Source organism: Bacillus sp. OV166, assembly GCF_900177675.1.
In the GTDB taxonomy this organism is placed as follows: Bacteria; Bacillota; Bacilli; order Bacillales; family Cytobacillaceae; genus Neobacillus.
The window spans coordinates 5,580,990-5,607,216 of the sequence record NZ_FXWM01000001.1 but is presented as its reverse complement, the minus strand read 5'-3'; the positions used below and the strand labels follow the sequence as shown (position 1 = coordinate 5,607,216).

General features: G+C 41.2%; 25 protein-coding genes. 15 read left to right on the top strand and 10 right to left on the bottom strand.

The genetic code is table 11. The features are described from left to right. The first annotated feature begins 178 nt into the window (after window positions 1-178). Entirely contained in the window at window positions 179-721 is a 543-nt protein-coding gene (locus CCK98_RS27660; protein WP_088089531.1) for an NfeD family protein, read from the top strand. A 14-nt stretch (window positions 722-735) separates the two neighbouring features. Beyond that, window positions 736-2,253 carry a flotillin family protein gene (locus CCK98_RS27655; RefSeq protein ID WP_088089530.1) on the top strand — a complete coding sequence of 506 codons (1,518 nt, stop codon included), beginning with the start codon at window positions 736-738 and terminating at the stop codon, window positions 2,251-2,253. 35 nt (window positions 2,254-2,288) lie between these two features. On the opposite strand, the gene CCK98_RS27650 is transcribed toward CCK98_RS27655, so the two are convergent. Beyond that, on the bottom strand, window positions 2,289-3,650 hold the full coding sequence (locus CCK98_RS27650) for a HAMP domain-containing sensor histidine kinase (RefSeq protein ID WP_088089529.1): 1,362 nt from the start codon (window positions 3,648-3,650) through the stop codon (window positions 2,289-2,291). Window positions 3,651-3,998: 348 nt separating this feature from the next. Between CCK98_RS27650 and CCK98_RS27645 the strand changes: the two genes are divergently transcribed. Both CCK98_RS27645 and CCK98_RS27640 read left to right on the top strand, forming a co-directional pair. Next, complete coding sequence (locus CCK98_RS27645; RefSeq protein ID WP_088089528.1) at window positions 3,999-4,709, top strand: response regulator transcription factor; 711 nt, start codon at window positions 3,999-4,001, stop codon at window positions 4,707-4,709. Beyond that, complete coding sequence (locus tag CCK98_RS27640; protein ID WP_088089527.1) at window positions 4,687-6,060, top strand: ATP-binding protein; 1,374 nt, start codon at window positions 4,687-4,689, stop codon at window positions 6,058-6,060. The genes CCK98_RS27645 and CCK98_RS27640 overlap by 23 nt, the downstream gene beginning before the upstream one ends. Window positions 6,061-6,157: 97 nt before the next feature. Here CCK98_RS27640 and CCK98_RS27635 read toward each other — a convergent pair whose 3' ends face one another. From CCK98_RS27635 to CCK98_RS27620, 4 genes are all read right to left on the bottom strand, one after another. Further along, on the bottom strand, window positions 6,158-6,901 hold the full coding sequence (locus tag CCK98_RS27635; RefSeq protein WP_088089526.1) for an ABC transporter ATP-binding protein: 744 nt from the start codon (window positions 6,899-6,901) through the stop codon (window positions 6,158-6,160). Then, window positions 6,898-7,596 carry an ABC transporter permease gene (locus CCK98_RS27630; protein WP_088089525.1) on the bottom strand — a complete coding sequence of 233 codons (699 nt, stop codon included), beginning with the start codon at window positions 7,594-7,596 and terminating at the stop codon, window positions 6,898-6,900. The genes CCK98_RS27635 and CCK98_RS27630 overlap by 4 nt, the downstream gene beginning before the upstream one ends. Before the next feature lie 68 nt (window positions 7,597-7,664). Next, a complete protein-coding gene (locus CCK98_RS27625) occupies window positions 7,665-8,531 on the bottom strand; it encodes a substrate-binding domain-containing protein (RefSeq protein ID WP_088089524.1) in 867 nt (288 codons plus the stop codon). Next, entirely contained in the window at window positions 8,525-9,472 is a 948-nt protein-coding gene (locus tag CCK98_RS27620) for a helix-turn-helix transcriptional regulator (protein ID WP_088089523.1), read from the bottom strand. The genes CCK98_RS27625 and CCK98_RS27620 overlap by 7 nt, the downstream gene beginning before the upstream one ends. A gap of 249 nt (window positions 9,473-9,721) precedes the next feature. Here CCK98_RS27620 and CCK98_RS27615 point away from each other — a divergent pair, with 249 nt between their 5' ends. Beyond that, window positions 9,722-10,285 (top strand): FMN-dependent NADH-azoreductase, encoded by a 564-nt coding sequence (locus CCK98_RS27615; protein ID WP_256942471.1) that lies wholly within the window; start codon window positions 9,722-9,724, stop codon window positions 10,283-10,285. Between the two features lie 225 nt (window positions 10,286-10,510). Here CCK98_RS27615 and CCK98_RS27610 read toward each other — a convergent pair whose 3' ends face one another. Next, on the bottom strand, window positions 10,511-11,293 hold the full coding sequence (locus tag CCK98_RS27610) for an undecaprenyl-diphosphate phosphatase (protein ID WP_088089522.1): 783 nt from the start codon (window positions 11,291-11,293) through the stop codon (window positions 10,511-10,513). A gap of 204 nt (window positions 11,294-11,497) precedes the next feature. On the opposite strand from CCK98_RS27610, the gene CCK98_RS27605 reads away from it, so the two are divergent. After that, window positions 11,498-12,262 carry a DUF4931 domain-containing protein gene (locus CCK98_RS27605; RefSeq protein ID WP_088089521.1) on the top strand — a complete coding sequence of 255 codons (765 nt, stop codon included), beginning with the start codon at window positions 11,498-11,500 and terminating at the stop codon, window positions 12,260-12,262. A gap of 132 nt (window positions 12,263-12,394) precedes the next feature. After that, window positions 12,395-13,564, top strand: coding sequence for an FtsW/RodA/SpoVE family cell cycle protein (locus CCK98_RS27600; protein ID WP_088089520.1), 1,170 nt, complete (start codon window positions 12,395-12,397; stop codon window positions 13,562-13,564). A gap of 547 nt (window positions 13,565-14,111) precedes the next feature. Here the strand turns inward: CCK98_RS27600 and CCK98_RS27595 are convergent. Then, the gene (locus tag CCK98_RS27595; protein WP_088089519.1) at window positions 14,112-15,107 is read right to left on the bottom strand and encodes an ABC transporter substrate-binding protein; all 996 of its coding nucleotides are present in this window, start codon (window positions 15,105-15,107) and stop codon (window positions 14,112-14,114) included. 245 nt (window positions 15,108-15,352) lie between these two features. Between CCK98_RS27595 and CCK98_RS27590 the strand changes: the two genes are divergently transcribed. From CCK98_RS27590 to CCK98_RS27570, 5 genes are all read left to right on the top strand, one after another. Continuing rightward, window positions 15,353-16,357, top strand: coding sequence for an iron ABC transporter permease (locus tag CCK98_RS27590; RefSeq protein ID WP_088089518.1), 1,005 nt, complete (start codon window positions 15,353-15,355; stop codon window positions 16,355-16,357). Then, window positions 16,354-17,409 (top strand): iron ABC transporter permease, encoded by a 1,056-nt coding sequence (locus CCK98_RS27585; RefSeq protein ID WP_088089517.1) that lies wholly within the window; start codon window positions 16,354-16,356, stop codon window positions 17,407-17,409. The genes CCK98_RS27590 and CCK98_RS27585 overlap by 4 nt, the downstream gene beginning before the upstream one ends. Before the next feature lie 96 nt (window positions 17,410-17,505). Next, on the top strand, window positions 17,506-18,324 hold the full coding sequence (locus CCK98_RS27580; protein WP_088090561.1) for an ABC transporter ATP-binding protein: 819 nt from the start codon (window positions 17,506-17,508) through the stop codon (window positions 18,322-18,324). After that, a complete protein-coding gene (fhuF, locus tag CCK98_RS27575) occupies window positions 18,317-19,096 on the top strand; it encodes a siderophore-iron reductase FhuF (RefSeq protein ID WP_088089516.1) in 780 nt (259 codons plus the stop codon). Before CCK98_RS27580 ends, fhuF begins: the two co-directional genes overlap by 8 nt. Further along, window positions 19,056-19,307, top strand: a complete 252-nt coding sequence (locus CCK98_RS27570) for a YusU family protein (protein WP_088089515.1) — start codon at window positions 19,056-19,058, stop codon at window positions 19,305-19,307. Before fhuF ends, CCK98_RS27570 begins: the two co-directional genes overlap by 41 nt. Before the next feature lie 45 nt (window positions 19,308-19,352). On the opposite strand, the gene CCK98_RS27565 is transcribed toward CCK98_RS27570, so the two are convergent. The 3 genes from CCK98_RS27565 to CCK98_RS27555 all read right to left on the bottom strand — a co-directional run bounded on the left by CCK98_RS27565 (window position 19,353) and on the right by CCK98_RS27555 (window position 20,396). Continuing rightward, the gene (locus CCK98_RS27565) at window positions 19,353-19,694 is read right to left on the bottom strand and encodes a spore coat protein (RefSeq protein WP_088089514.1); all 342 of its coding nucleotides are present in this window, start codon (window positions 19,692-19,694) and stop codon (window positions 19,353-19,355) included. Between the two features lie 171 nt (window positions 19,695-19,865). After that, a complete protein-coding gene (locus CCK98_RS27560; protein ID WP_088089513.1) occupies window positions 19,866-20,159 on the bottom strand; it encodes a hypothetical protein in 294 nt (97 codons plus the stop codon). Window positions 20,160-20,261: 102 nt separating this feature from the next. Next, window positions 20,262-20,396 (bottom strand): YuzL family protein, encoded by a 135-nt coding sequence (locus CCK98_RS27555; RefSeq protein ID WP_088089512.1) that lies wholly within the window; start codon window positions 20,394-20,396, stop codon window positions 20,262-20,264. A 204-nt stretch (window positions 20,397-20,600) separates the two neighbouring features. Here CCK98_RS27555 and CCK98_RS27550 point away from each other — a divergent pair, with 204 nt between their 5' ends. The 3 genes from CCK98_RS27550 (at window position 20,601) to CCK98_RS27540 (ending at window position 26,169) form a co-directional block, all read left to right on the top strand. Further along, window positions 20,601-22,988 carry a 3-hydroxyacyl-CoA dehydrogenase/enoyl-CoA hydratase family protein gene (locus CCK98_RS27550; protein WP_088089511.1) on the top strand — a complete coding sequence of 796 codons (2,388 nt, stop codon included), beginning with the start codon at window positions 20,601-20,603 and terminating at the stop codon, window positions 22,986-22,988. Between the two features lie 125 nt (window positions 22,989-23,113). Then, window positions 23,114-24,289, top strand: a complete 1,176-nt coding sequence (locus CCK98_RS27545; protein WP_088090560.1) for an acetyl-CoA C-acetyltransferase — start codon at window positions 23,114-23,116, stop codon at window positions 24,287-24,289. A 95-nt stretch (window positions 24,290-24,384) separates the two neighbouring features. Next, window positions 24,385-26,169: an acyl-CoA dehydrogenase family protein gene (locus tag CCK98_RS27540; RefSeq protein ID WP_088089510.1), complete on the top strand. Its 1,785-nt coding sequence runs from the start codon at window positions 24,385-24,387 to the stop codon at window positions 26,167-26,169. Window positions 26,170-26,227: the final 58 nt, after the last annotated feature.

The window sequence follows — 26,227 nt, the reverse complement described above, 5'->3', positions numbered from 1 at the left end:
ACATTACCGAATTATTGAATAAATCAGGTAAATTTTAATAAAAAAGTGAAACTTTTCCATAATTTAACCGTATTTAAGGTAGATACATAGAAAGGATGATGCTTATGGATGAGGAGTGGTGGTTACGTAGCAAAAAATGAAAAAATGCCTTTTATATGAATGATAAGGATTGATGCGCATGGAACCATTTAGCATTCCTTTAGAAACGATTTATTTATATGGGTTAATCATTTCCGGGGTATTAACCTTAATTTATGTCTTGTTTGCCGATGTCTTTCATTTTCATGGGTTTGGAGACGGACTCGATTTTCTTAACCCAGTCTTGATTTTCGCTTTCGTAACCATCCTATCGGCAAGCGGTTATTTATTTGAGCGACTTTCTTCATTACATTATTTACTCATTTTAGGCATCTCGGCTGCTGCATCCTTGATTGTGGTGACGTTATTAAATGTCTTTGTTCTTGTCCCGCTGTCGGGTGCGGAGGAGTCACTAATCTATAAAGAATCAGATTTGCGTGGCCGGACTGGGACAGTAATTACCACCATCCCTGTTGACGGGTATGGGGAAGTGATGATTGACAGTACGAGCGGCAGAATTGCCAAGCCAGCATCAAGCTTTGATGGGGACACGATCCCAAGCGGTACGAATGTCCTTGTGGTCCAAGTAGAAAATGGTGTCCTGCAAGTAACGGTTCATCATCAATTAGAGAGTTTTTTATAGGGAGGTTTTAGGATATGGAATTTAACATTATCTGGGTTATTATTGGGATTGTTGCACTTATTTTTCTAGCTTTAATTGGCGTTTTTATTACCAAGTACAGAACTGCAGGGCCGGATGAGGCCTTGATTGTGACAGGAAGCTTCCTTGGCAACGGAAATGTCCATGTGGACGAATCCGGAAACAAAATCAAAATTATCCGCGGCGGCGGTACGTTTATTTTACCAGTCTTCCAACAGGCAAAACCACTCAGCTTGCTATCTAGTAAACTAGAAGTAACGACTCCAGAGGTCTATACTGAGCAAGGTGTTCCGGTCATGGCCGATGGGGTAGCGATTATTAAAATCGGCGGTTCGATTAGTGAAATTGCGACGGCTGCCGAGCAGTATCTTGGAAAGCCAAGGGAAGATCGCGAAAGTGAAGCCAGGGAAGTTCTTGAAGGCCATCTACGCTCGATCCTTGGCTCAATGACCGTAGAAGAAATCTATAAAAATCGCGATAAATTTTCACAAGAGGTTCAAAGAGTTGCCTCACAAGATCTGGCTAAAATGGGCTTAGTGATTGTCTCGTTTACGATTAAGGATGTTCGCGATAAAAATGGATATCTTGATTCCCTTGGGAAACCGCGTATCGCTCAAGTTAAACGAGATGCCGATATTGCCACAGCTGAAGCGGATAAAGAAACACGTATTAAAAAAGCAGAGGCTTCTAAGGAAGCAAAGCGGAATGAGTTAGAGCGGGCCACAGAAATTGCTGAGGCGGAAAAAATCAATCTTTTGAAAATTGCCGAGTACCGCCGTGAACAAGATGTCGCCAAAGCACGTGCTGACCAAGCCTACGACCTTGAAAGTGCACGTTCGAAACAAGAAGTAATGGAACAAGAAATGCAAATCAAGATTATCGAAAGACAGAAACAAATTGAATTGGAAGAAAAAGAAATTCAACGTCGCGAACGTCAATACGATTCGGAAGTGAAGAAAAAGGCGGACGCCGACCGTTATTCTGTGGAACAATCGGCTGCCGCAAATAAGGCAAAAGAAATGGCAGAAGCAGAAGCAAATAAATATCGAATCGAAGCAATGGCTAAAGCCGAAGCAGAGCGGATTCGATTGGATGGTCTCGCCAAAGCGGAAGCGCAAAAGGCACAGGGTTCGACGGAAGCAGAAATTATTCGCTTAAAAGGTTTAGCAGAAGCCGAAGCCAAGGAAAAAATTGCCGAAGCATTCGAGCAATTCGGCCAAGCGGCAATCCTAGACATGATTATCAAAATGCTCCCAGAATATGCGAAGCAAATCGCTGCCCCCTTATCCAATATTGATAAAATTACAGTTGTCGATACGGGCGGCTCTGGAGCGAATGGCGGTGCTAATAAAATCACCAGTTATGCAACTAATTTAATGGCTAGTCTTCAAGAATCATTAAAAGCATCAAGCGGGATTGATGTTAAGGAATTAATTGAAAACTACTCTGGCAAGTCGAATGTAAGAAAAAGCATTGAGGAATTGACAGATGAAGTGAAGAAAAAAGCAGAATAAGAAAAAAAATCCTTATCGATGGCGATAAGGATTTTTTATAATATGATTTCAAAGGTCGTTCCTAGATTGTGGCTGCTTGAAACTTCAATGGTTCCGCCGTGGGCCTCCACTAATTGTTTGACAATTGAGAGTCCGAGCCCGGTACCGCCGAGAGCACGCGTTCGTGATTTATCGACACGATAAAATCGCTCGAATATTCGCGGTAAATCTTCTTCGGGGATACCCTTCCCTTCATCCTGAACAATCATGTGAATCGCTCCGTCGATTCTTTTAACGACGACGTCTATTTTAGTTTTCGGCTCGGAATATTTCCGTGCATTATCAAGCAGATTGAGGATCACTTGTTCAAAGCGCATCGGGTCAATTTTTGCATAAAGATGATCCGTGCATTCGAGAACGATTTCGATCTGGTACTTCAAGAAAGCCGGTGAAACTTTTTCAATGATTGTTTGAAAATAAGATAATAGATGAACCTCTTCTTTTTCTATTGAAAAAGTATTTTCATCCATTTTTGCGAGATTAAATAATTCCTTCACTAGTTTCGATAGCTTGCCAGTCTCTTCAAAAATAATTCCTAAATATTTATCTCTGTCCTCATTGTTCGTTCCTTGTCGGCGGGCAATGTCTGCATAGCCCTTAATATAAGTCAGTGGAGTACGGAGTTCGTGCGAGATGCTTGCGAGGAACTCATTCCGTTCATTTTTTAGAATTTCTAAATCACTTGCTAACACCTTAATGGATTCCCCGAGCTCTCCGATTTCGTCTTTACCAACGTTTGGCAGGGAGACGGAGAAATCACCCTTGCTGATCCGTTTTGTTACTTCACTCATTTGAATAAGCGGGTGAGTGACAAACCTGGTCAAAAAGATAATGATAATAATCATAAACAAGAGGGAAAGCAGGCCAGCAATCAGGAAATGCTGGTTAAGTCCGGAAATTAAATCTTTGATTTTTTTTGTATTTTGAAACATATAGACATAACCGTTGATTTTATTATCAACAATTACTGGGCTAATGGAAGCGATATAAGCTTCGTTTTTCCAGTCGTCTTCTAAAATCAAACCCTCGTGTGGCACACTTTTTGGCTTAATATTCATGATTTTTTTCATTTCATCTGCAACCTTATTGGACGACATATAAATCGTTCCATCTGGTTTTGTCAGAATCACCTGTGTATCGGTCTGTGCCTCCATTATGGCAATGTGCCGAATGGTTTCATCATGAAATGAAGCCTCGAGGATCTCACGGTGATTATTCCCTCGTGTCTGGAGAGAAGATAACTCTTCATGCACCCGGGAATGAATGATATTATTATGCAAAAAAAACATCGAAATGCCTTCTAGTATAAAGATTGCAATAAAAAATAGAACGCCTATTTTAACTGATATTTTATTCATATGTCCAAGCACCTCACTCCCTAAGCATACTATAGAGTTTGCTGTACTAGCGCCTTATTTTGTAGCAAATTTATTAAAAAAAATGGACGCCCCACCGATTGGGACGTCCGAACTATATAAAAAAGAGAGGTTAAATTTGGGATGAGTAAGATGGGTTTGAACCAACTACTGCATCAATGAGGTGATAACAAAAACTTGGGAGTCCTTTTAGTTATTCCCTCATTCCTAACTACACTCACATCTTACCGAGAAAGATTGAAGATGTTATGAAGAACTTGTGGTGAATTTGTGAAGTTACAAACATCACAGACTTGAAATGATATAGTTATTATGTGGGGAGTGGTAAAAATGAAGATATTATTAGTAGATGATGAACGTAGAATCATAGAGGTTCTTGAAGCCTATTTAGTAAGAGAAGGCTATGAAATTCATAGTGCCGATAATGGAATAGATGCCTTGAAAAAAGTAAAAACACTAAACCCTGATTTAATCATATTAGACTTAATGCTGCCCGATATATCTGGTGAAGAAGTTTGCCGGCTGGTCCGAAAAGAATCGGACGTGCCAATCCTGATGCTGACCGCCAAATCGGCTGAAGATGACCGCATCAACGGAATCGTGATGGGGGCGGATGATTATTTAACCAAACCGTTTAGCCCGCGGGAAGTCGTTGTTCGCGTGCAAGCTATTTTAAGGCGTGTGAAAAAGTCGGAGAAAGTAGAACGACTTGAATTCAATGGAAAAAGTCTTGTCATTGACTTAATAAAAAAGGAAGTAACCGTAAACGGAGACTATATTACCCTAACACCGATTGAATATAAGCTGTTAACCAATATGGCGGTGAATTCGGGCCGGGTTTACAGCCGGATGGATTTGCTTGAAAAGATTCAGGATGAAGGTATGTATTATGAGGGCTATGAACGCAGTGTGGATACCCATATCAAAAATCTTCGTAAAAAAATTGAGATGGATTCACGGCAGCCAGATTTTATCGTGACGGTATTCGGGATGGGTTACAAATTTGGAGGCGTATTAGATGCTGCAAACGCTCCGGTCTAAAATTCTCTTTTATTTAATACTCATCTCCATGATCGCCATCATCATTGTGAGCTTTTTTATCCAGTATGGATTTGAAGAGAGTTTCAGCAGCTATTTAGATCACAATCGGGAAAAAAAGATTGATCGGATTATCACGGAAATTGAAAAGGATTATAAAAAAAATGGTCATTTCACCAGTGACCCCGTGTTTGGGCTCTTGCACGAACATGCGATGACCGAGCAGCTTTACTTCCAATTGTATGATCGGCTGGGGCAATTGCAAATGGATTCCTCGAACATCCGTGGCATGTTGAATAGCTTCGGGTTAGCTGAACCTGCTCCAAATGGTGAAGAATGGCATTCCAAAACCTATACACTAAGGGTAGATGATAATATCATTGGGAAACTTGTCGCCATCTATCCGAAAGGTTTAATCGATGATGAGTATACATTTATCCAAACGATTCAATTGTACATTTATGCAGCCGTTTGTTTGACGATCGTGCTGGCGATTATCTTTAGTATGCTTTTTTCAAAAAAACTCACTTCAGGATTACAGAAACTATCGTTTGCGGCAAATGAGCTGCAGAATCATAATCTTGATATTCGGATTCCATTATCGGGCTTGCCTACCGAGGTAAAGGACATTGCGATTTCGTTTAATAATCTTGCGGTGTCGTTGGCAAAGGAAGAAAACTTAAGAAAGCATTTTACGGGTGATTTGGCTCATGAGCTTCGCACACCGCTTGCCACATTGAGAAGTCAAATTGAAGCATTTCAGGATGGCATTTGGGAGCCGACTCCACAACGGTTGCAGACAACCCATGAAGAGCTAATGCGGTTGGTTAGGCTAGTCAATGAACTAGAAAAGCTTCTTGCTGCTGAAAATCCGCAGATTCGACTGGAAAAAATGGAATTGGATGCAGGAAGTGTGCTGGCAGCGTTATTTGAGATGTTTCTGCCGTTGTTTACAGAGAAGGGTGTCCATCTCCATATTGAAGAACCTGTTCAGGACGAAATGTTTGAAGCAGACAGGGATCGCTTGATGCAAATCCTATCAATCATTCTCAATAATGCCCTAAAGTATACGCCAGAAGGAAAAAACGTCACCATTTCTGTCCAAACGGATATGTCTGGCTATGTCGGCTTCAAGATTCAAGATGAGGGATCAGGAATGGCTGAGGAAGATATTCCGCATATATTCGAACGCTTCTATCGCGGGGACAAATCACGAGACCGCAAAACCGGAGGAGTTGGAATTGGCCTCTCGATTGTAAAAGCCTTAATGGATGCGCATAGAGGCGTCATAAAAGTAAAAAGCAAGTTAAATAAGGGAACAAGCGTTACTTTGTGGTTCCCGCAGGAAGACTAACCCTAAATAATAAAACAGAAGGCCTCTGTAATACGCAGCGGCCTTCTGTTTTTTAATCCAAGTGAAGAAAAAAACAGCTCCAAACCGGAACTGTCAATTAACGTGCAAGAAGGTAAAACTTTTTCCACTCATTTAGGAAGGATACAGTGGAGGAATTCGGATGTTCTAGGACGCGTGGGGTTAGTCCTACTTGTTTCACTTCACCATTTACAATGATTGCAAGCTGTTTCGTGAGATAATTGACCTCCATCAGATCATGGCTGACAAAGACAGCCGTTGTTTTGGCATTTTCAATAATTTGTTTGAAATCTTCCATTAACCTTATTTTTGTTGGGAAATCTAAGGCGGAAAAAGGTTCATCTAAAAACAGAATCTCTGGTTCAACAATCATCGCCCGCGCTAAGTTTACCCGTTGTGCCTCGCCGCCGGATAAATAAAGCGCATTTTTTTTCGCCAAATGACTGATCCCAAATAACTCCATCCAGTGCCCCACTTTTTCCTTGATTACCGATTTGGAGACTTTTCGTAAGGTTAGACCTATCGCAATGTTATGAAAAACAGTTCCATCTAACAGTAAGGACTGCTGAAGAGCAATAGAGAATTTCCTTCTCAGCTCAAGCGGTGCATTTCCATTAGGAATGGCCTGTCCTCGGTAAAGGATTTCACCACTATTTTGTTGCTCAAGAAACGCCAGCACCTTTAGCAGCGTACTTTTCCCCGCACCATTTGGTCCCATGATACCGAGAAATTCCCCAGTCTGAATCTGAAATTCAGGAATATCAAGAATGATTCTATTATGGGCTTTATAGGTAAAGTTCTGCAGCTCAATTAAGGGGTTCATGATATTCGCCTCCTTTGCTGTAAAAATGTTAACGCTGCCGTAATCAACAGGGCAACCGATAATAGTATGAACGATAGCGCTAAGGCAATATCAAAGTTCCCCTTTGAAACTTCCATCACAATCGTCGTCGTTAAAATGCGCGTGTCGCCTTGGATATTCCCGCCGACCATCATCGCAGCGCCAACCTCAGCGATGACCCGGCCAAAGCCAGCCATGATTGCCGCCAATATAGCAATTTTTAATTGTTTAATGAGAATCCATAAGGTCTGTAGTTTCGTTGCTCCAAGTGCTTTAATTTGCAGAAGCATTTTTTCACTAATTTGCTGAAATGCTGTGCAGGTTAGACTGGTGACAATCGGCAAACTCACTAATATTTGTGCCAGCACAATCGCTGTTGGTGAATAAAGCAGGGTGAGGTCCCCCAGCGGTCCCGAGCGCCATAAAAGCATCGTAATCCAAAGTCCGGCAACAACAGGAGGCAGCCCCAAACCAATATTGATGAATAATAATAGAAGTTTGCGGCCTTTAAATCTAGTTAATCCAAGAAAAATGCCAAGCGGCAATCCTATCAAGGTACTAATCAGGATGGAAATTAGACAAACTTTAAGAGTGAGCCAGGTAATCGCAAATACTTCCTGATCACCAGAAAGGAGCATCTCTATCGCTTTTTTTAGTCCATCAATGAGTAGTTCCATTTAAAGTGCCTCCAGGATTTTCTATAGCTTTATAAACAGAAGGCCTCTTAAAAAAGGGCCTTCATCTACTATTCTGTATACTTAATAAATAATGATTGACCGTATTCTTTCTTACCGAAATCTTCAATCACATCTTGTGTTTTCGCATCTACCATAAATTCTACAAATTTTTTAGCATCTTTGCTATTAATTTTGTCATGTTTTTCAGGATTTACTTGCATCACGTGGTAAATGTTCATTAAATCTTTGCCGCCTTCAACGACGATTTGAAGGGTATCCAAATTTTTCTCTTGTGCCAGCCATGTAGCGCGGTCAGTTAAGACGTAGCCTTTTTTCTCTGCGGCCACTTGTAGGGTTTGCCCCATGCCTTGTCCAGTTGAAACGTACCATTCCCCAGCTGGCTTAATGCTTGCCGCCGTCCAGATACCAAGTTCTTTTTTATGTGTGCCAGAATCGTCACCTCGTGAAACGAAAGTAGCTTTCGAATCAGACAATTTTTTGAAAGCTGCGTTAATGTCGTCACCGCTGACACCTGCTGGATTTTCCTTTGGTCCTACGAGGATAAAGTCATTATACATTACGCGTTTGTAGTTTATGGCATCGCCGGCATCAACAACTGCCTTTTCAGCTGCTGGAGCATGAACAAGAAGGACATCTGCTTCCCCTTTTGTTCCCATTTCTAATGCCTGCCCTGTACCAACTGCAATGGTTTTTACTTTTACATTGTTTTCTTTTTCAAACATTGGGATCAGGACATCTAGTAAGCCGCTGTCCTGTGTGCTTGTTGTTGTTGCAAGGATCATTTCAGTTGGTGCTGCTTTAGGTTCAGTCTTTTTTACTTTTTCTGCTGAATCTTTTGTGTCAGAATTTCCGCACGCGGCTAAAATTACTAGCAGCAGCGCCAATAAGAATCCAAGATAACGATTTTTTAACATGTTTTTGTTTCCTCCGTTTGACTAGTTTGATAGGTGATTTTTCCTAATTCTGATATATCATATCCTTCCAAATCCGTTAAACTGTCTTTGAAACTAGCAGATTGTAAATACTGAATTAGGTCTGTTAAACTTTGTTTATTTTCAGAGGTAAAGCGGATTACAAGGTCAAAATGTTCTTTCGCTACAGGGAGGAAGTCCAATCCTAAATGGCTTGCCGCCGACTGAATTCCGAAGGTGACATCAGCCATGCCCCTGCTAATGTGCGAGGCAGCAGATAAATGATTCCACTCCTCCTTGCTATACCCGCTAATTTTACTAGGATCGATTCCATAGCTGGAAAGCTTTGAGTCAAGTAAAAATCGTGTTCCTGCCCCTTTCTGGCGATTAACAAATTGAACATCATTTCTCGTCAGGTCAGGAAAATCATGAATATTTTTCGGATTACCTTTTGCGACAATAAAGCCTTGGTGTCTTGCCGCTAATCTAAGCACTAAAATTGATTCGTATACAAAAAGTTGATGAATGAATGGCAGATTATATTCTTGTGAGTTTGGATCGAGTAAATGAATAGCAGCAATATCACATTGGCCCCGGTATAGCATCATTAACCCTTCAAGACTGCCTATGTATGAGGGCTGGATTTGCAAGTATAATGCTGTAGCTGCTTGTTTCGCGAAATGTTCGACCAGAAAGTCGTGACTGCCTGATAATCGAATGGATTGGGACGGATTACATGGAGTCTCTGTTGGTTCAGATAGACTTTTTTTGGCGGGAGCCTTTGTGTTCTCTTTAAATCTTTCCAGCTCAGCTTGTTCAATTCTCATTTTGTTCCCAATCTTAAATGCCTGCAGATGACCTCTTTTAATTAACTCATAAACCGTATGCTTTGAGATTTGAAAGATTTGGGCCACTTCATCGGGTGTATAAGCCTTCTCACCCATATGTCACCCTCCTTTTTCCAGTTTTTATTTTATAAAAAGAATAGCATAATAAAAGTGACTTTTGTTAAGTTTTGTTAAGTTTTGTTAAGTTTCGTTAAGTTTCGTTTAGGATTGTCATGAGTTGTTCAAAAAACAATCAAGTTTTCACAAGATTTTCACAAACTTCACTCATTGTTCAATCGAGAGCATAGACAAATATTGTACTATAAGTAGAGAATATTAAATTTGCGAAAAAGGGGACGGATCTAAATGTCTAAGCTTCTATATATAACAGCAAATCCAAAAAATGATAGTAAACTTTCAAAAGGAATGCAAATTGGGGAAGTATTTTTAGAAGAGTTCAAAAAGGAACAGCCTGATGTGGAAATTGAGCATATGCACTTATATAGTATGGATATCCCTGAGATTGATATGGATTTACTTTATGCACGTGCAAAACTATCATTTATGGGCTATACAAAAGATCAGCTTAGCGAAGGAGAGCGGACGAAACTAGAAAAAATGCATGCGCTGGCAGACCGTTTTATTGATGCGGATTACTATGTGTTTGTTACACCGATATGGAACCTTGGTGCACCCGCAATTTTAAAATCCTTCATGGATTGCATATTTATTGCGGGGAAAACATTTACTTACTCTGAACACGGTGCAGAGGGACTTCTTACCGGAAGAAAGGCAATTCACATTCAAACACGCGGAGGCATTTATTCCATCGGCCGAATGGTTGATTTTGAAATGGGTGACCGTTATTTGAGTAAAGCCCTGAATTCCTTGGCTTTGAATTATTGGAAACGGTATTTGCCGAGGGAATGAATCATAATCCAAAGATGATTCCTGAAATTATGGCAAAAGCGAAGGAACAAGCAGCAAAAGCAGCTAAAGAAATGGCGAAATTGCCTGTTTCATTATAAAAAAGAGCGATTCGAGTGCTGTCGAGTCGCTTTTTCGTTGTTTTTTTATAAATATCGCATTAGTTCTCATCCTATTTGCGGAAAACCCATTTTTGTTTGCGAAACTATTTTTCTGAACCTTAACTCACTAAAATTTACCTGTAAATTGGAAAACTAACACAAGTACTCCTAATGCCCAAACATAAATTGCAAATGGTTTTAAGGAATGATTTTTCAAATAGCCAATCATCCACTTAACGGCAACATAACCGAAGACAGCAGAAGCGACAATACCAACGAGCAATGCCGACAAGGAGATTTCTTCACCTTGACCGCTGAGTAAATCCTTCGTTTGCAGGACAATCGCGCCAGCAATGGCTGGTGTGGACAATAAGAAGGAAAAATAGGCGGCTGTTTCACGATCTAATTTTCGCCAAAGAGCGGCAACGATCGTCATTCCTGATCGTGAAATCGCAGGCATAATCGCAACGGCCTGAAAGGTACCGATAATGAGGGCATCTTTATAGCTAATCTCATCCATTTTCTTGTAGCCATTTTTTGCTGAATCAGCGATCCACAGGAAGATCCCCGTAATTAAAAACTCCCAGCCAATCGTAACCCCAGTTTTCGAAATTTCATCAATATAATCTTTAAACGCAAGTCCAAAGATTACCGCTGGGATGGTACCAACAATCAACAAAAAGGTTAACTTACTAAACGGGTTTTTGATAATTTTAATAAATTCATCCTTATAAAAAACAAAAACAGCCAGCAATGTGCCGACATGAAGCATCGTATCGAGCAAGAGTCCGGCTTCCTGTAAGCCGAATAAATTTCTTCCTAAATAAAGATGGCCAGTACTGCTGATCGGCAAGAATTCGGTTAAACCTTGGATAATCCCCAGAATTAGTGCTTCTAATTTTGTTAACATAGTTACCCTCACATTCTAAAGAAATGTTAAGCCTGTACATTTAAAAGATATGCTAAAATTACCTATTTAATGAAATCCTATTCTATTTTAGGATTCCGTTTCCAATTAGGCAATGAAAATATCTAATGTCTAAACAAAATAAGTGCAATTGGATGGCATCCTCCCATAAAATAGAAATATACTCGTTCGAGAGGAGAAACGCATTTGGAAAATTCACATCTTCATTTTAATACGTCGATCGGTGTTATGAAGCCCGAAAATATTCGAAACAAAGACCAGGCCTGTCCATTTTGCGAAAGAGATCAACTAACGAACCTCATCGCTGTGGACGAACCGATTATTCTTTTGAAAAATAAATATCCTGTTTTAGAAAATACCTATCAAACGGTGCTAATTGAAACGGATGATTGTCATGGTGAATTATCGACCTACCCAAAAGAGCATTTACATAAATTGATGAGATTTGGAATCAAGCATTGGTTAGCTATGGAGGAAACTGGCCGCTATCAATCTGTGATCTTCTTCAAAAACCATGGACCTTTGTCAGGAGGTACGCTCTCCCATCCTCATATGCAAATCATTGGCTTGGATGATATTGATTATAAAGAGAAGGTAACCCATGAAATGTTTGAAGGGATTGTAATTGATGAAACAGCGGAAGCCCGGTTTACGCTGTCGACAAAGCCCCGTGTTGGATTTTATGAATTCAATATTGAAATGGATGATTCGAGTTACCAGGAAAAGTTTTCGGATTACCTGCAAACGGCTGTTCATTATATTTTGAACCATTTTCCATTCAAAGCAACGAGCTATAACTTGTTTTTTCATCATATTGAAAATAAAATCTATGCAAAGGTTGTTTCGCGCTTTGTGACCACCCCGCTTTTTATTGGATACGGCATTCCACAGGTTCCAAGTAATCTGGAATGGATGGCTATGGAATTGCAGCGGATCTACTTTAATAAATAAGAAGAAAAAACTATGGGCGCTTCCGCTTTCTAATTTATGTAAATTAAACCATTCACAGTTTAGAAGTTGTGATTTGCTGATAATAAAAATATAATGAAGGAATGCAGCATTTCATAGTAAGGTGGAACTGATATGACTTCAAATAACGACAAAACTTCAAAACTTGATTACAATCTTGTTTTTATATTGATATTACTGTTTTTAGCGAGCTGTTTAGCAATTTTTAGTGCGCAGGCGAGCGGACAATACAAGGAGAATTTTTTAATCAAGCAAATTGTTTGGTACGCGGTTGGTGGAGGGATTATCACTGGGGTTATGACCCTCGATTCAGATCAACTCCGAAAGCTAACCTGGTATGCTTATGGGTTTGGAATACTTATGCTTGGATTTTTAATTGTTGCCCCGGAAAGCATCGCACCAGTTATCAATGGGGCGAAAAACTGGTTTAAGGTTCCTGGCATTGGTACCCTCCAACCATCTGAGTTTGTTAAAATCTTCATTATATTGGCTCTTGCGCGCGTGATTGAAGATCATCACCTCAAAACTCAAATAAAAACCATGCAAACGGATTTTTGGCTTTTAGTTAAGCTTGGCATTGTAACCATGGTCCCTTTAGCACTTATTATCAAGCAGGACTTAGGGACATCGCTTGTATTCTTAGCGATATTATTAGGAATGGTCTTTATTTCGGGGATTTCGTGGAAGCTGCTCACACCATTGTTTGCAGTAGGTATGGCGTTAATTGGAACGATTTTTTACTTTGTATTATGGCATCCAGAAGTTTTGGAAAAGTACCTTGGGGTGGGCCAATATCAGCTTCGTCGGATTTATTCTTGGCTAGATCCTTATAGTTACCAAGGATCGGACGCCTATCAGTTGACAAAATCATTACTTGCGATCGGATCAGGTCAAACGGGCGGTAAAGGATTGGGAAACCGTGAAGTTTATTTGCCTGAAAGTCAAACGGATTTTATTTTTAGTGTCGTTGGCGAGGAATATGGCTTTATTGGGGCAAGTGTGTTAATTAGTTTGTTTTTCTTGTTGGTTTATCATATTACCAAGGTAGGAATGGAAACAAAAAATAATTTTTATACGTATATTTGCGTAGGGGTCATCAGCATGATCACCTTCCACGTCTTCCAAAATATTGGGATGACGATTGGCGTTCTACCGATTACAGGGATTCCTCTACCGTTTATCAGTTATGGCGGCAGCGCCTTAATGGGGAACATGTTCGGGCTCGGCTTAATTTTTTCGATTCGCTACCATTATAAAAAGTACATGTTTTCGACAACAGCTTAATATAGAAAAAAGAGCGAAGTGGGTTCGCTCTTTTTTTGTGCTTGAAATTGGTGTTTGGCGGAATAAATCGGAGAGTCGGCGGAATTGTGGTTTAGTTTGGCGGAATAAATTGAGAAGTTCGCGGAAACCCGGATAAGTTTGGCGGAATAACCAGAATAGTTAGCGGAATCCCGCCAGGATAAGAGAACTATACCGCATTTTATGGGGTGTCTATTCTGGCTTGGCGGAATAAATCAGAGAGTCGGCGGAATTGCGGTTTAGTTTGGCGGAATAAATTGAGAAGTTCGCGGAAATCCGGATAAGTTTGGCGGAATAACCAGAAAAGTTAGCGGAATCCCGCCAGGATAAGAGAACTATACCGCATTTTATGGGGTGTCTATTCTGGCTTGGCGGAATAAATCGGGGAGTCGGCGGAATTGCGGTTTAGTTTGGCGGAATCCCCGTTCAAACCAGCAGAAAAAATATTCAAAGTAAACAAAAAGAGCGAGGCCATGGCAAGTCTCGCTCTTTTCATATATATAATGGGAGGTTTTTTTATAAAAATTGCTTATTTCTTTAGTAAGATTTTCTCAAGGTCATCGAGCATAATATTTGCAGCCAGAACACCGCCCGCAGTATTCCAAGTTGCGTCACTTACCTCATGAACATTTCCACTCTTCACAGCATTTAAATTTTTCCAAAGTGGATCGTTTGTCCATTCTTTTGCAGTATCTAAGGCTGCTTTATCACCTGGTGGCGCATAGGTGAAGTAGAAAAGCAGGTCTCCATCCATTTTAGGAATGACTTCTTTGCCTACCTCTACAGCGAGTAAACCAAGCTTATTATCCGGAGTGAAAAGTGCTTCCTGCTGGGCAGCACGTTTGAAGCCTAATTTATCAAAAATAACACCAGAAAAAGAATCAGTGTAATAAATACGAGATTTACCAGCCATAAAACGAACAACAGAAACCTGTTGATTTACTTTATCGCCGAGTTTTCCTTTTAAATCTGCTACATGTTGATCAAAATCACCTAAGACTTTGTTCCCTTTTTCTTCAAGGTTCAAAGCTTTTGCATATAATTTAAAGTTTTCTTGCCAATCGCCTCTAAGTGTTTCGGAAAAAACTGTAGGAGCAATTGCACTTAGTTGGTCATACACTTTTTCTTGACGCAGCTTGTTTCCAATAATCAAATCAGGTTTTAACGAGGCAATTTTCTCCACGTTTACTTCACCCTCAACTCCAACAACCTCTACGCCATCCATATCCTTTTTAATATGATCATACCATGGATCTCCAAGCCAAGATTGTACAGCCCCTACAGGTTTTACACCTAAGGCCAGAAGAGCTTCTGTTCCTTCATTTGTGAGAATAACGACTTTTTTAGGCGTACCTTTAATTGTGGTTGATCCCATCGCATGCTCAACCGTATAAGATTTTTCTGTATTAGTTTTTGCTTCATTTTTCTTTTCACCAGTTTTTGCCTCATTACCGCCGCCGCAAGCAGCTAATAAGAAAATGGTCATAACTGAAAAAAGAGTAAGTATTGTCTTGATTGCCTTCATTGTTTATGTATCCTCCTTAGCTAATTGTTAATGATAATCATTTTCAATGACAACTTAATCATAAATTGAGTAGTACCGATATGTCAACGGTTTAATTGAAAATGATTATCAAAAGTATTTACATTTTTGTGAACAGAACACGATATAATTGAAAATGATTTTCAAAGTCATTGACAATGATTATCAATTGGAGATAGACTTAATCTTAATTAAAACTATTAAGAAGTTAGAAAGGTTACCATGATATGCTCTTAAAAAGTACCTCATTAAAATGGATTGGTTTACTAATTGCCATCTTGGTGATGGTGTTATTCATGTGTGCCAGTGTCATTTATGGTTATACAGATACCAGCTGGCATACAGCAGTTGATGCATTTACAAATAATAACGGATCCAATGAACATATCATTATTCAAACCGTCAGGCTGCCTAGAGCGTTAATCGCCTCAGCCGTCGGGGCTAGCCTGGCAATTGCCGGTGTCCTCATGCAAACCTTAACAAAGAATCCGCTTGCATCACCTGGAATATTTGGGATTAATGCCGGTGGAGGATTTGCAGTTGTCGTAGCGATGACTGTGTTTTCTGTAAATAGTTTAAATGCGTTTAGCGTTCTTGCTTTCTTAGGAGCTGCCGTTGCCGCGATAAGTGTTTACGCCATTGGTTCATTTGGCCGTGAAGGTTTAACGCCAATGAAACTAACATTAGCAGGGGCTGCGATGTCAGCGATGTTTTCCTCCTTTACTCAAGGATTACTAGTATTGGATGAGGTCATGCTTGATCAGGTATTGTTTTGGCTTGCAGGCTCTGTTCAGGGGCGAAAATTAGAGACGCTGGTATCAGTTTTACCTTATATTGGTATAGGCTGGATTGGTGCCGTGTTAATTGCTGGAAAAATGAATATCCTGTCCATGGGGGAAGATGTTGCCAAGGGGCTTGGTTTAAACACAGGACTTATCAAAATCGCCATAGGCATAATTGTTATTTTACTAGCGGGCGGTTCTGTAGCTGTCGCAGGTCCAATTGGTTTTGTGGGAATTGTGGTCCCACACATTACTAGATCGATTGTTGGGATTGATCATCGTTGGGTCATCCCATTTTCAGGCGTATTAGGAGCGATCCTATTAATCGCGGCAGATATCGCCGCAAGATACATTTTCATGCCGTCTGAGGTACCTGTTGGTGTCATGACAGCCATCATTGGAACTCCATTCTTCATTTACATCGCAAGAAGGGGGTTCAATGGACGATGAGTAAATATAAAAATTTCCGCCTTTTTAATGGCAAAATGTCCTTTTTAGTTGATCGAAAAGCATCATTAACTTTTTCCATCCTTCTCGTCGTTGCATTCTTTGTTTTTGTGGTTAGCACGGGAAGCGGTGAAATGAAGATTAATCCTTTTACAGTTATAAAAGTGTTATTCGGCGGCGGACCTGAGATGGAAAAGCTTATTATTACATCTTTTCGCCTCCCAAGAATTATTGTCGCCTTAATGGTTGGTATTTCACTAGCGATTGCAGGCGGTATTTTACAAGGAATGATCCGAAATCCGCTAGCTTCCCCAGATGTTTTAGGGATTACAGGTGGAGCAGCGGCTGCCGTTGTAAGTTTTTTAGCGATTTTTAGTGATAAAAATCATTCATTAACGGTAAGTATCGCCTGGCTGCCATTAGCAGCTTTTATAGGTGCAACAGTAATAGGATTTTTAGTGTATTTTCTTGCTTGGAAAAATGGTGTTTCACCGATCAGGCTTGTGTTGATTGGAATTGGGATCTCAACGCTAATGCAAGCGATCACTACTTTAACCATGGTAATGGGCCCGATTTATCAGGCGAGCCAAGCTAATATATGGATTACCGGAACCGTGTACGGTTCCAATTGGAGTAATGTTGCCATCCTTGTCCCGTGGACGGTTGTCTTCGTGATAATTGCTTTGGCAGTGGCACGGACGATTAATATCCAAGAGCTCGGTGATGAGGTTGCAACTGGATTAGGCGGCAAGGTTCAAAAACAACGGTTTTTCTTATTAATGATCAGCACCGCCTTGATTGGAGGATCGGTTGCTTTTGCCGGGGGGATTGGCTTTGTCGGCTTAATGGCACCGCATATGGCGAGAAGGTTAGTGGGTTCATCGTTTGGAGCATTGCTTCCAGCGAGCGCTTTGATTGGCGGGATTCTTGTCATGATCGCTGATTTAATTGGCAGAACGATGTTTTCACCGTTAGAAGTCCCAGCCGGTGTGTTTACCGCAGGCATCGGAGCACCGTATTTTATTTACTTACTTTTTAAAACACGAAATGCCTAGAAAAGCGGAAGCCCCCGTTTAGCGAAGTACACTTGTCGCTGGGCGCTGGAGCTAGACAATAAGCAAACCAAAAAGTCGAAAAGGAGCTGTCAGATGATGAATGCGATTGAAACGAAGAACTTATCACTATCCTATGGGGAGACTCTCATTATTGATGAATTAGACTTGAAGATTCCAAAGGGTGAAATTACCGTGTTTATTGGCGGGAATGGCTGCGGAAAATCAACTCTGCTTCGTTCAATCGCTCGTCTCTTGAAGCCAAAGTCTGGCGCTGTCTTGCTTGAAGGGAAAGCGATTGCCAAGCTGTCGACGAAGGACATTGCGAAAAAGATGGCAATTTTACCACAATCGCCTGCAGCACCTGAAGGGCTAACCGTCCTTCAGCTCGTCAAGCAAGGCCGCTATCCACACCAAACATGGTTAAAACAATGGTCAGAGGAAGATGAGAAAAAGGTCAATGACGCCCTCAAGGCAACTCGATTAGAAGACCTAAAAGAAAGAACGGTTGATTCGCTTTCTGGAGGGCAGAGACAGCGTGCCTGGATTGCGATGACACTGGCTCAGGATACTGATGTCATTCTATTAGATGAACCGACTACCTACCTGGATATGACCCACCAAATCGAAATCCTTGATTTGCTGTTTGAACTAAATGAAAAGAAGAAGCGGACCGTTGTCATGGTACTTCACGATCTCAATCTGGCCTGCCGCTATGCCCATAATGTCGTGGCTATCAAGGATCAGAAGGTATATGACCAAGGAAAACCGGAATATGTCATTAATTGCAGCCTCGTCAAAAATGTTTTTGGCATGGACTGTGAGGTAACAATAGACCCGCTATTTGGGACACCGCTCTGCATTCCTTATGGAAAGGGAAGATGTATCCTCGAAAAGGCGGTAGCAATGAATGGTTAAATTATTGGTGGAAAATCAATTGGAAAAATACAGATTCAAGGCAAACTTAGATCATTCATTCAATGTTGCCGATCTCTTAGATGAATCGTACCTCAAGGATTTTTTGAAAAATTTAACCGATGCCATTGAGGCTCCATCTGAAAAAGTAGCTGCTTCCATTTTTATTAAACGGTATGCCTTTTTAGTAGTGGTGTCGCTTTATGCGATGACTGCTTTGAATAAAAAGCTAAATGTATCGTTGGATAATATAAAAATGGAGTCGGCTGTTCGAGGGAAAGATTGGCTTCCGGCGATTTCATTTAACGATGTTACAGTTAAGGACTGGGATGGCAACGACCGTTCTGAATGGCGAGCCAGCGTTTTGAAAGATCTTTTTGCGAAGAACATTTTTCCACTGATCTCACAACTGGAAAAAACAATCGGAATTTCGAAGTTGATCCTGTGGGAAAATATCGCTGTCTACTTATTTTGGCTCTATGAAACCGAACTAAAAGATTATGATCAAGTTGGAGAGGATTTTCGCTACTTAATTTTAGAAGCCGAAGGGCCGTTGTTTGGTCGCTACAACTTAAATCCACTGCAAAAGTACTTTGCTAAAAAGACATATTTGGAAGAACGGGATGAAGAAGTAAGAGTAAGAAAGACCTGTTGTTTTACATATCAACTGCCGGCAGGCAAACGCTGCAAAACTTGCCCATGTACCCAAATTACTAAAGACAGAAGGTGTCATGATGGAGAAAGCATTTGTGAAGCAGTTCGAAGCTTTGCTTGAAAAATATAGTGAACTTTTGGTTGGAGAATCCACTGATGAAACGAAGGAGAAGGTGAAGGTATGGGCATTGTATTCCCATATCGCCAAGTCAATGCCTGCTCTGGCTAAGCACTGGAATGGGCTCTACCCGGATGCGAAGGAAGAAATGATACAGATTATTAATGAAATAAAAGTCATGAATGAACAACATCGCTCATCTTCTCAAAATTAAAATTCATACAAAAACCGGAGGCGGTGATGCCTCCGGTTTTTACAATTATTGAATAGTCCCGCCACTTGGTAACTGATTCGTGTATCCTTGAAACTGTTGGTAGGACTGCTGCAGCTTTTGCTGATCAGCAGCTTCAAATGAATACCAGCCCTTTTTAAACATGAGGTCATAAAGGTTGCGCTGGCATTGTTGAGTTTCTGTAAAAACCTGCATAATGTCCTGATACAATCCTTCGTGGCTTGCTTCATGCAGGGCAATACTGTAAGCACTTGTCATATACTTTTCCGTTGTTAGTAAATCATTGATGAAATCGCGTTCGTTCATTTGCGGCGTTTTTGGTACCTGAGTCTCAGGGTTTTTAATCTTTTGTTGTTGGTTTTGATTCATTGAAAAGTATCCTCCTTTTTAATTGTCTAGCTACAGCTCCCAGCGGCTAGTGTACTTCGCTCTCTTCCCTACGATAAGTCAACATCGAATCGCTTACGCTCTTCGTGTTTCCTTTATCTCAGTCAGAGCGCTCCAGTCCATACGCCGCTAAACGGTCGCTTCCGCTTTTCTTTATTGCATATTATTGAGTGGCTGCTGTTGGTTGGCGTGCTGGCCTAGGTGACCTAGCAGTTGTTGGTAGTGGCGCTGGTGCATTTGTCCCACTTTTTCTGCTTCCGCTTTTAATTCAGGGTCCTGACACTGCCCGGCAAAAAAGTGTGCTTTTTTAGCAGAGAGCAAGTTCCAAGACATCATATCTGTTAAATAAAGGGCATCTTTTGTTGATACAACTCCGGGAGGTTCTGGCATCCTCGTTTGTTGATTTTGCATGTTCATGTTAGGCATATTCATATTTTGTTGCTGCATATTAACCCTCCTAATTCGTGTAATCTTTACGACTTTATGGTCTCTCAAACAGGAATTTTTATACAAAAAGAGAAACAGGCTGACGTGCTCAGCCTGTTTTCTTCATCCTCGTTTAAATTGATTGTTTTGGCTGTTTTTTTTGTCAACGTGAGCCTCTTCGCCGCCTGGCCCGCCATTGCCCTTCACACTTGCAGCACTAACGCCTGCTTTGGAAGGTTCCTTCTTCATTTTCGCCATTGTTATCACCTCGGATATTAGGGTGCCCTTTTATAGCCAATTATTTAAAAATTTATTTTAAAAAAAATTATAAAATTCCACGTTTATGGATTGCACAAATTTTCAAAATATTCTATAGTAAGTAATAATAAGACTCATTCATATGTGAATTTTTTTTGGCAAAAAAATGAATGAGTATTCATTCAAAGTTTGAAGGGGGAGACAATGTTGAACCAATTAATTAAAAAAGCAGCTGTCCTAGGGTCCGGAGTCATGGGGTCAGGAATTGCTGCCCACCTAGCGAATATCGGTATTCCTACACTATTATTGGATATTGTGCCATGTGAAGTAACGAAAGAAGAAGAAGCAAAAGGACTGACTTTAGCGGATAAACAAGTACGTAACCGCATCAGTACCGCGTCCATTCAAAAATTATTGAAGCAAAAACCTGCCCCACTCGCGGTGAAAAAGAATTTGGCCCTGATTGAAGCAGGTAACCTTGAGGATGATTTAGTCAAACTGAAAGATGTGGACTGGGTCATTGAGGTGGTTGTTGAAAACCTCAACGTCAAGAAACAGGTATTTGAAAAAGTCGAACAATACCGCAAACCTGGCAGCATTATCAGTTCCAATACCTCTGGAATTTCTGTAGAAGCGATGGTCGAAGGCCGTTCCGAAGATTTCCAAAAGCATTTCCTTGGCACGCACTTCTTTAACCCGCCGCGTTACCTGAAATTGCTTGAAGTCATTCCTACTCAATATACGGCTCCAGAAGTACTTTCATTCATGAAAACTTTTGGTGAGGATGTCTTAGGAAAAGGTGTGGTTGTCGCCAAGGATACACCCAACTTTATCGCTAACCGGATCGGGACTTACGGACTGCTCGTAACTGTTCAGGAAATGTTGAAGGCGGGGTTAAGTGTCGGCGAAGTAGACTCCATCACCGGGCCACTCATTGGCCGGGCAAAGAGTGCAACCTTCCGAACACTAGACGTCGTTGGATTGGACACCTTCTATCATGTGGCTAATAACGTCTATGAAAAAGTCGAAGGCAAAGAAAAGGAAGTTTTCGAAATCCCTCCCTTTATAAAGGGAATGGTTGAAAAAGGCTGGCTTGGAAGCAAATCGGGTCAAGGCTTCTTTTTGAAAAAGGGGAAAGAAATTCTTGAATTGGATCCAAGCTCGTTGGAGTATGGTCCACGTAAAAAACTATCGACACCTGCGGTTGAACTTAGCAAGCAGGAAAAAGGCACAGCGAATAAATTGAAAGCGCTTGTATATGCCAATGATCGGGCCGGACAATTCTTATGGAATACAATGGCACAGTCGCTTGTATACTCCGCTCAGCTATTAGGCGAGATTGCTGACGATATCGTTTCCATCGACCGTGCAATGAAATGGGGCTTTGGCTGGGAAACAGGGCCATTCGAAACATGGGATGCGATTGGTGTAGAAAAATCCGTTCAAAAAATGAAGGAAGCCGGTCTTGAAGTTCCAGCCTGGGTAACGGAAATGTTAGAAAAAGGACATTCATCTTTCTATTTAGAAGAAAATGGCGAGTTGTTCTTCTATGATAACGGCCAATATCGATTGGTTGAACTTAATCCAAAGGCACTCGACCTGAAAAAGATTAAGAAACAAAAAGGTGTTATTAAAAAGAATAGCGGGGCAAGTCTGATTGATATCGGTGATGGCGTAGCTCTATTAGAGTTCCATTCACCTAACAATGCCATTGGTCTTGATATTGTTCAAATGATTAACTATGCCGTGGAAGAAGTTGAGAAGAACTATAAGGGGCTAGTCATCGGCAACCAAGGAAAGAACTTCTGTGTCGGAGCGAACCTAGCGATGATGCTCATGGAAGTGCAGGATGACAATATTTATGAGTTGGATATGATTGTCCGTAACCTTCATAGTGCCTTGCTGAAAGTGAAATACAGTCCTAAGCCAGTCGTCGCTGCCCCGTTTGGAATGACACTTGGCGGCGGTGCTGAGGTGTGCCTGCCGGCTGCGCACATTCAAGCTTCAGCCGAAACGTATATGGGTCTTGTTGAAGTCGGTGTCGGCTTACTTCCAGGCGGCGGCGGAAACAAAGAGCTTTATATGAAGCACTTAGAAAACCTTCCAAATGGTGTACCTTTTGACCTGCAGAATGTCGCTAATAAAGTGTTTGAAACGATTGCCACTGCAAAAGTTTCCACATCCGCTGAAGAAGCACGTGAAAATAATTTCTTGGATTCTTCTGATGGAATCAGCTTTAATAACGATCATCTGCTTTATGATGCGAAGCAAGCCGTGTTAGCCTTACACGAACAAGGCTATAAGCCAAAAGTACGCAGAAAGGTGCCGGTCGTTGGTGAAACTGGCTATGCGACCCTGTTACTTGGTGCCGAAGCGATGCGTTTATCTGGGTATATTTCAGAGCATGATCTGAAAATTGCCAAGAAGATTGCCTATGTGATTGCTGGCGGAAAAGTACCATTCGGGACAGAAGTAGATGAGCAATATTTATTGGATCTTGAAAGAGAAGCTTTCTTAAGCCTTATTTCGGAACCAAAATCACAGCAGCGCATGCAGCATATGCTTGTGAAGGGTAAACCATTAAGAAACTAATTTTTTAAATAAGGGGTAAGACCCCTCTTACAAAAGGTTTCGTTTAGATCGTTTTGAACGAGGAGATAGACCTCAATATAAAAGATTTGTATTTTTCTAATTTGAAAGAAAGTGAGGGAACTTACATGAGAGAAGCGGTAATCGTTGCTGGAGCAAGGACCCCGGTAGGTAAAGCGAAGAAAGGGACGCTTGCCCATGTTCGCCCTGATGATTTGGGCGCATTGGTGGTAAAGGAAACATTAAGGCGTGCTGGAAATTATGAAGGAAATATTGATGATTTAATCATTGGCTGTGCGATGCCTGAAGCCGAACAAGGCAACAATATGGCTCGCAATATTGGGGCATTAGCAGGTCTTCCATATACCGTTCCTGCGATCACAATCAATCGTTTCTGTTCTTCAGGATTGCAGGCAATTGCTTATGCCGCACAGGGAATCATGCTTGGCCATACCGATACAGCTATCGCGGGCGGAGCAGAATCGATGAGCATGATCCCAATGATGGGGCATGTTGTCCGTCCAAATATCAAACTAGCTGAAACGGCTCCGCAATATTATATGGGAATGGGTCACACGGCCGAGCAAGTGGCGATGAGATATGGAATTTCCCGTGATGATCAAGATGCTTTCGCGGTAAGAAGCCATCAGCGTGCCGCAAAAGCAATTGCCGAAGGGAAATTCGTCGATGAAATTGTTCCTGTCGATGTAACAATCCGGACGGTGGGTAATGACAATAAGCTTGTTGAAAAAACAATTCAATTTTCGCAGGATGAAGGCGTTCGCCCAGATACAAATTTGCAGACATTAGGTAAACTCCGCCCGGCCTTTTCAGTGTCAGGCACCGTTACGGCTGGTAATGCCTCACAAACAAGTGACGGGGCGGCGGCATTGCTTGTCATGGACCGTGAAAAGGCAGAGGCACTTGGCCTGAAGCCATTGGCAAAATTCAGATCCTTTGCTGTTGGCGGTGTTCCACCTGAAATTATGGGTGTGGGACCGGTTGTTGCGATTCCAAAGGCTGTCAAACTTGCGGGCCTAGAGTTATCGGATATTAACTTATTTGAATTGAATGAAGCCTTTGCTTCACAATCCCTACAAGTTATTCGTGAACTAGGTCTAAACGATGAAATCGTCAACGTAAATGGCGGCGCCATAGCCCTAGGGCATCCGCTTGGATGTACGGGAGCAAAATTAACGCTCTCACTAATTCACGAATTAAAACGCCGCAACGAACAATTTGGTGTTGTAACGATGTGTATCGGCGGTGGAATGGGTGCAGCGGGCGTATTTGAATTACTTTAATTCATTTGGGGCTGTCCCAAGCATTCTTGAACATATACCTTTTACAAGGTGGCGGCTAGTTGCCCCCATTAATCAAAGATTAGGAGGAATAAATAATGGCAAACCAAACAGAAAAAATCATTAAAGGCGGAAGCTTTTTAATTGAAGATATTTCTTACGAGCAACTATTTACACCGGAGGATTTTACTGAAGAGCATTTGATGATTGCGAAAACAGCAGAAGATTTTGTTGAAAAAGAAGTAGTTCCTCAGCTTGAACATTTAGAAAACCATGAGTTTGACCGGACGGTGATGCTCCTTAAAAAAGCCGGTGAACTGGGTCTGTTAGCCGTTGACGTACCGGAGGAATATGAAGGCTTAGCCCTAGATAAGATTACCTCATCGCTACTTACCGAAAAAATGGCTGGAGGCGGTGGTTTCTCTCTTTCTCACGGGGCTCACGTGGGAATTGGTTCCCTGCCAATCGTGTTGTTCGGGAATGAGGACCAAAAACGCAGATATTTACCTGCCCTTGCATCAGGTGAAAAACTTGCCGCCTATGCCTTAACTGAACCAGGTTCTGGTTCTGATGCCCTTGGTGCCAGAACAACGGCTAAATTAAATGCTGCAGGTACTCATTATATTCTAAACGGGGAAAAGCAATGGATTACCAATGCCGGTTTTGCTGATGTATTTGTTGTATATGCAAAAATTGATGGCGAGCAATTCACTGCATTCATTGTTGACCGGGATTTCGCTGGTGTTTCAACTGGTGCAGAGGAGAAGAAAATGGGAATTAAGAGTTCCTCCACTCGGACGCTTATTTTAGAAGATGTTCCCGTTCCTGTCGAAAATTTATTAGGTGAAATTGGTAAAGGGCATGTGATTGCCTTTAACATCTTAAATATCGGGCGTTATAAGCTTGCAGTTGGCAGTGTGGGTGGTTCCAAGAAGGCCTTTGAATTAACTGTTAAATATGCAAATGGGCGTCAACAATTTAAAACACCAATTTCACAATTCAATTTAACAAAAGAAAAATTCGGAACCCTTGCCTCTAAGATTTACGCGGCAGAAAGCTCTGTTTACCGTACCATAGGTCTGTACGAAGAAAACCAAGGCAAACTTTCAACTGAAGAAGAAAAGGATATTAAATTAGTGGCAAATTCAATTGCTGAATATGCGATTGAGTGTTCATTGAATAAATTCTTTGCAAGTGAAGTATTAGCCTATGTAACAGATGAAGGTGTACAAATTCATGGTGGATACGGATTTATGCAGGAGTATCCAATTGAAAGAGCGTATCGTGATGCACGTATTCAGCGTATTTTTGAAGGAACAAATGAAATTAACCGCCTTCTAGTGCCAGGCACCTTATTGAAAAAAGCGTTCAAGGGTGAGCTTCCATTATTTCAAAAGGCAGTGGCCCTTCAAGAGGAATTAATGATGTTAACACCAGAAGAACCTGGTGATGAGCCACTTGCACAGGAAAAATATCTTGTAAGAAATGCAAAAAAGATTGCCCTTTTAGCAGCTGGTTTAGCTACGCAAAAATATGGCAAAGCACTTGAAAAAGAGCAGGAAGTTTTAGCAAATATCGCGGATCTTGTTTCTAACGTGTATGCAATGGAATCCGTTGTGTTACGTACTGAAAAAGCAATTGCAAAAACTGGTTTAGATAAGAACAAGCAGAAACTTCTTTATACGCAAATTTACTGCCAAGAAGCCTTCAATGAGCTTGAGGCGATTGCCAAAGAAACATTAGTGGCTGTTGAACAAGGCGATACCCTGCGTATGATGTTGTCCTCGCTTCGTAAATTTACACGTCATACTCCAATTAATGTCATTGCGAAAAAACGTGAAGCTGCGGATGTCATTATTAAAGCCGAACGCTATCTAGTTTAATTAAATCAGGCTCCCTTTCTATTAGGAAGGGGGCTTAAATTTTTATATTAGAAAAGGA

Coding starts and splice junctions, on each gene's coding strand:
- CCK98_RS27540 (WP_088089510.1), top strand. CDS start 24,385: ATGGCAAACCAAACAGAAAAAATCATTAAAGGCGGAAGCTTTTTAATT.
- CCK98_RS27560 (WP_088089513.1), bottom strand. CDS start 20,159: ATGCAGCAACAAAATATGAATATGCCTAACATGAACATGCAAAATCAA.
- CCK98_RS27645 (WP_088089528.1), top strand. CDS start 3,999: ATGAAGATATTATTAGTAGATGATGAACGTAGAATCATAGAGGTTCTT.
- CCK98_RS27630 (WP_088089525.1), bottom strand. CDS start 7,596: ATGGAACTACTCATTGATGGACTAAAAAAAGCGATAGAGATGCTCCTT.
- CCK98_RS27655 (WP_088089530.1), top strand. CDS start 736: ATGGAATTTAACATTATCTGGGTTATTATTGGGATTGTTGCACTTATT.
- CCK98_RS27585 (WP_088089517.1), top strand. CDS start 16,354: ATGAGTAAATATAAAAATTTCCGCCTTTTTAATGGCAAAATGTCCTTT.
- CCK98_RS27660 (WP_088089531.1), top strand. CDS start 179: ATGGAACCATTTAGCATTCCTTTAGAAACGATTTATTTATATGGGTTA.
- CCK98_RS27625 (WP_088089524.1), bottom strand. CDS start 8,531: ATGTTAAAAAATCGTTATCTTGGATTCTTATTGGCGCTGCTGCTAGTA.
- CCK98_RS27635 (WP_088089526.1), bottom strand. CDS start 6,901: ATGAACCCCTTAATTGAGCTGCAGAACTTTACCTATAAAGCCCATAAT.
- CCK98_RS27640 (WP_088089527.1), top strand. CDS start 4,687: ATGCTGCAAACGCTCCGGTCTAAAATTCTCTTTTATTTAATACTCATC.
- CCK98_RS27550 (WP_088089511.1), top strand. CDS start 20,601: ATGTTGAACCAATTAATTAAAAAAGCAGCTGTCCTAGGGTCCGGAGTC.
- CCK98_RS27600 (WP_088089520.1), top strand. CDS start 12,395: ATGACTTCAAATAACGACAAAACTTCAAAACTTGATTACAATCTTGTT.
- CCK98_RS27570 (WP_088089515.1), top strand. CDS start 19,056: ATGGAGAAAGCATTTGTGAAGCAGTTCGAAGCTTTGCTTGAAAAATAT.
- CCK98_RS27615 (WP_256942471.1), top strand. CDS start 9,722: ATGTCTAAGCTTCTATATATAACAGCAAATCCAAAAAATGATAGTAAA.
- CCK98_RS27555 (WP_088089512.1), bottom strand. CDS start 20,396: ATGGCGAAAATGAAGAAGGAACCTTCCAAAGCAGGCGTTAGTGCTGCA.
- CCK98_RS27545 (WP_088090560.1), top strand. CDS start 23,114: ATGAGAGAAGCGGTAATCGTTGCTGGAGCAAGGACCCCGGTAGGTAAA.
- CCK98_RS27580 (WP_088090561.1), top strand. CDS start 17,506: ATGAATGCGATTGAAACGAAGAACTTATCACTATCCTATGGGGAGACT.
- CCK98_RS27620 (WP_088089523.1), bottom strand. CDS start 9,472: ATGGGTGAGAAGGCTTATACACCCGATGAAGTGGCCCAAATCTTTCAA.
- fhuF (WP_088089516.1), top strand. CDS start 18,317: ATGGTTAAATTATTGGTGGAAAATCAATTGGAAAAATACAGATTCAAG.
- CCK98_RS27650 (WP_088089529.1), bottom strand. CDS start 3,650: ATGAATAAAATATCAGTTAAAATAGGCGTTCTATTTTTTATTGCAATC.
- CCK98_RS27595 (WP_088089519.1), bottom strand. CDS start 15,107: ATGAAGGCAATCAAGACAATACTTACTCTTTTTTCAGTTATGACCATT.
- CCK98_RS27590 (WP_088089518.1), top strand. CDS start 15,353: ATGCTCTTAAAAAGTACCTCATTAAAATGGATTGGTTTACTAATTGCC.
- CCK98_RS27610 (WP_088089522.1), bottom strand. CDS start 11,293: ATGTTAACAAAATTAGAAGCACTAATTCTGGGGATTATCCAAGGTTTA.
- CCK98_RS27565 (WP_088089514.1), bottom strand. CDS start 19,694: ATGAATCAAAACCAACAACAAAAGATTAAAAACCCTGAGACTCAGGTA.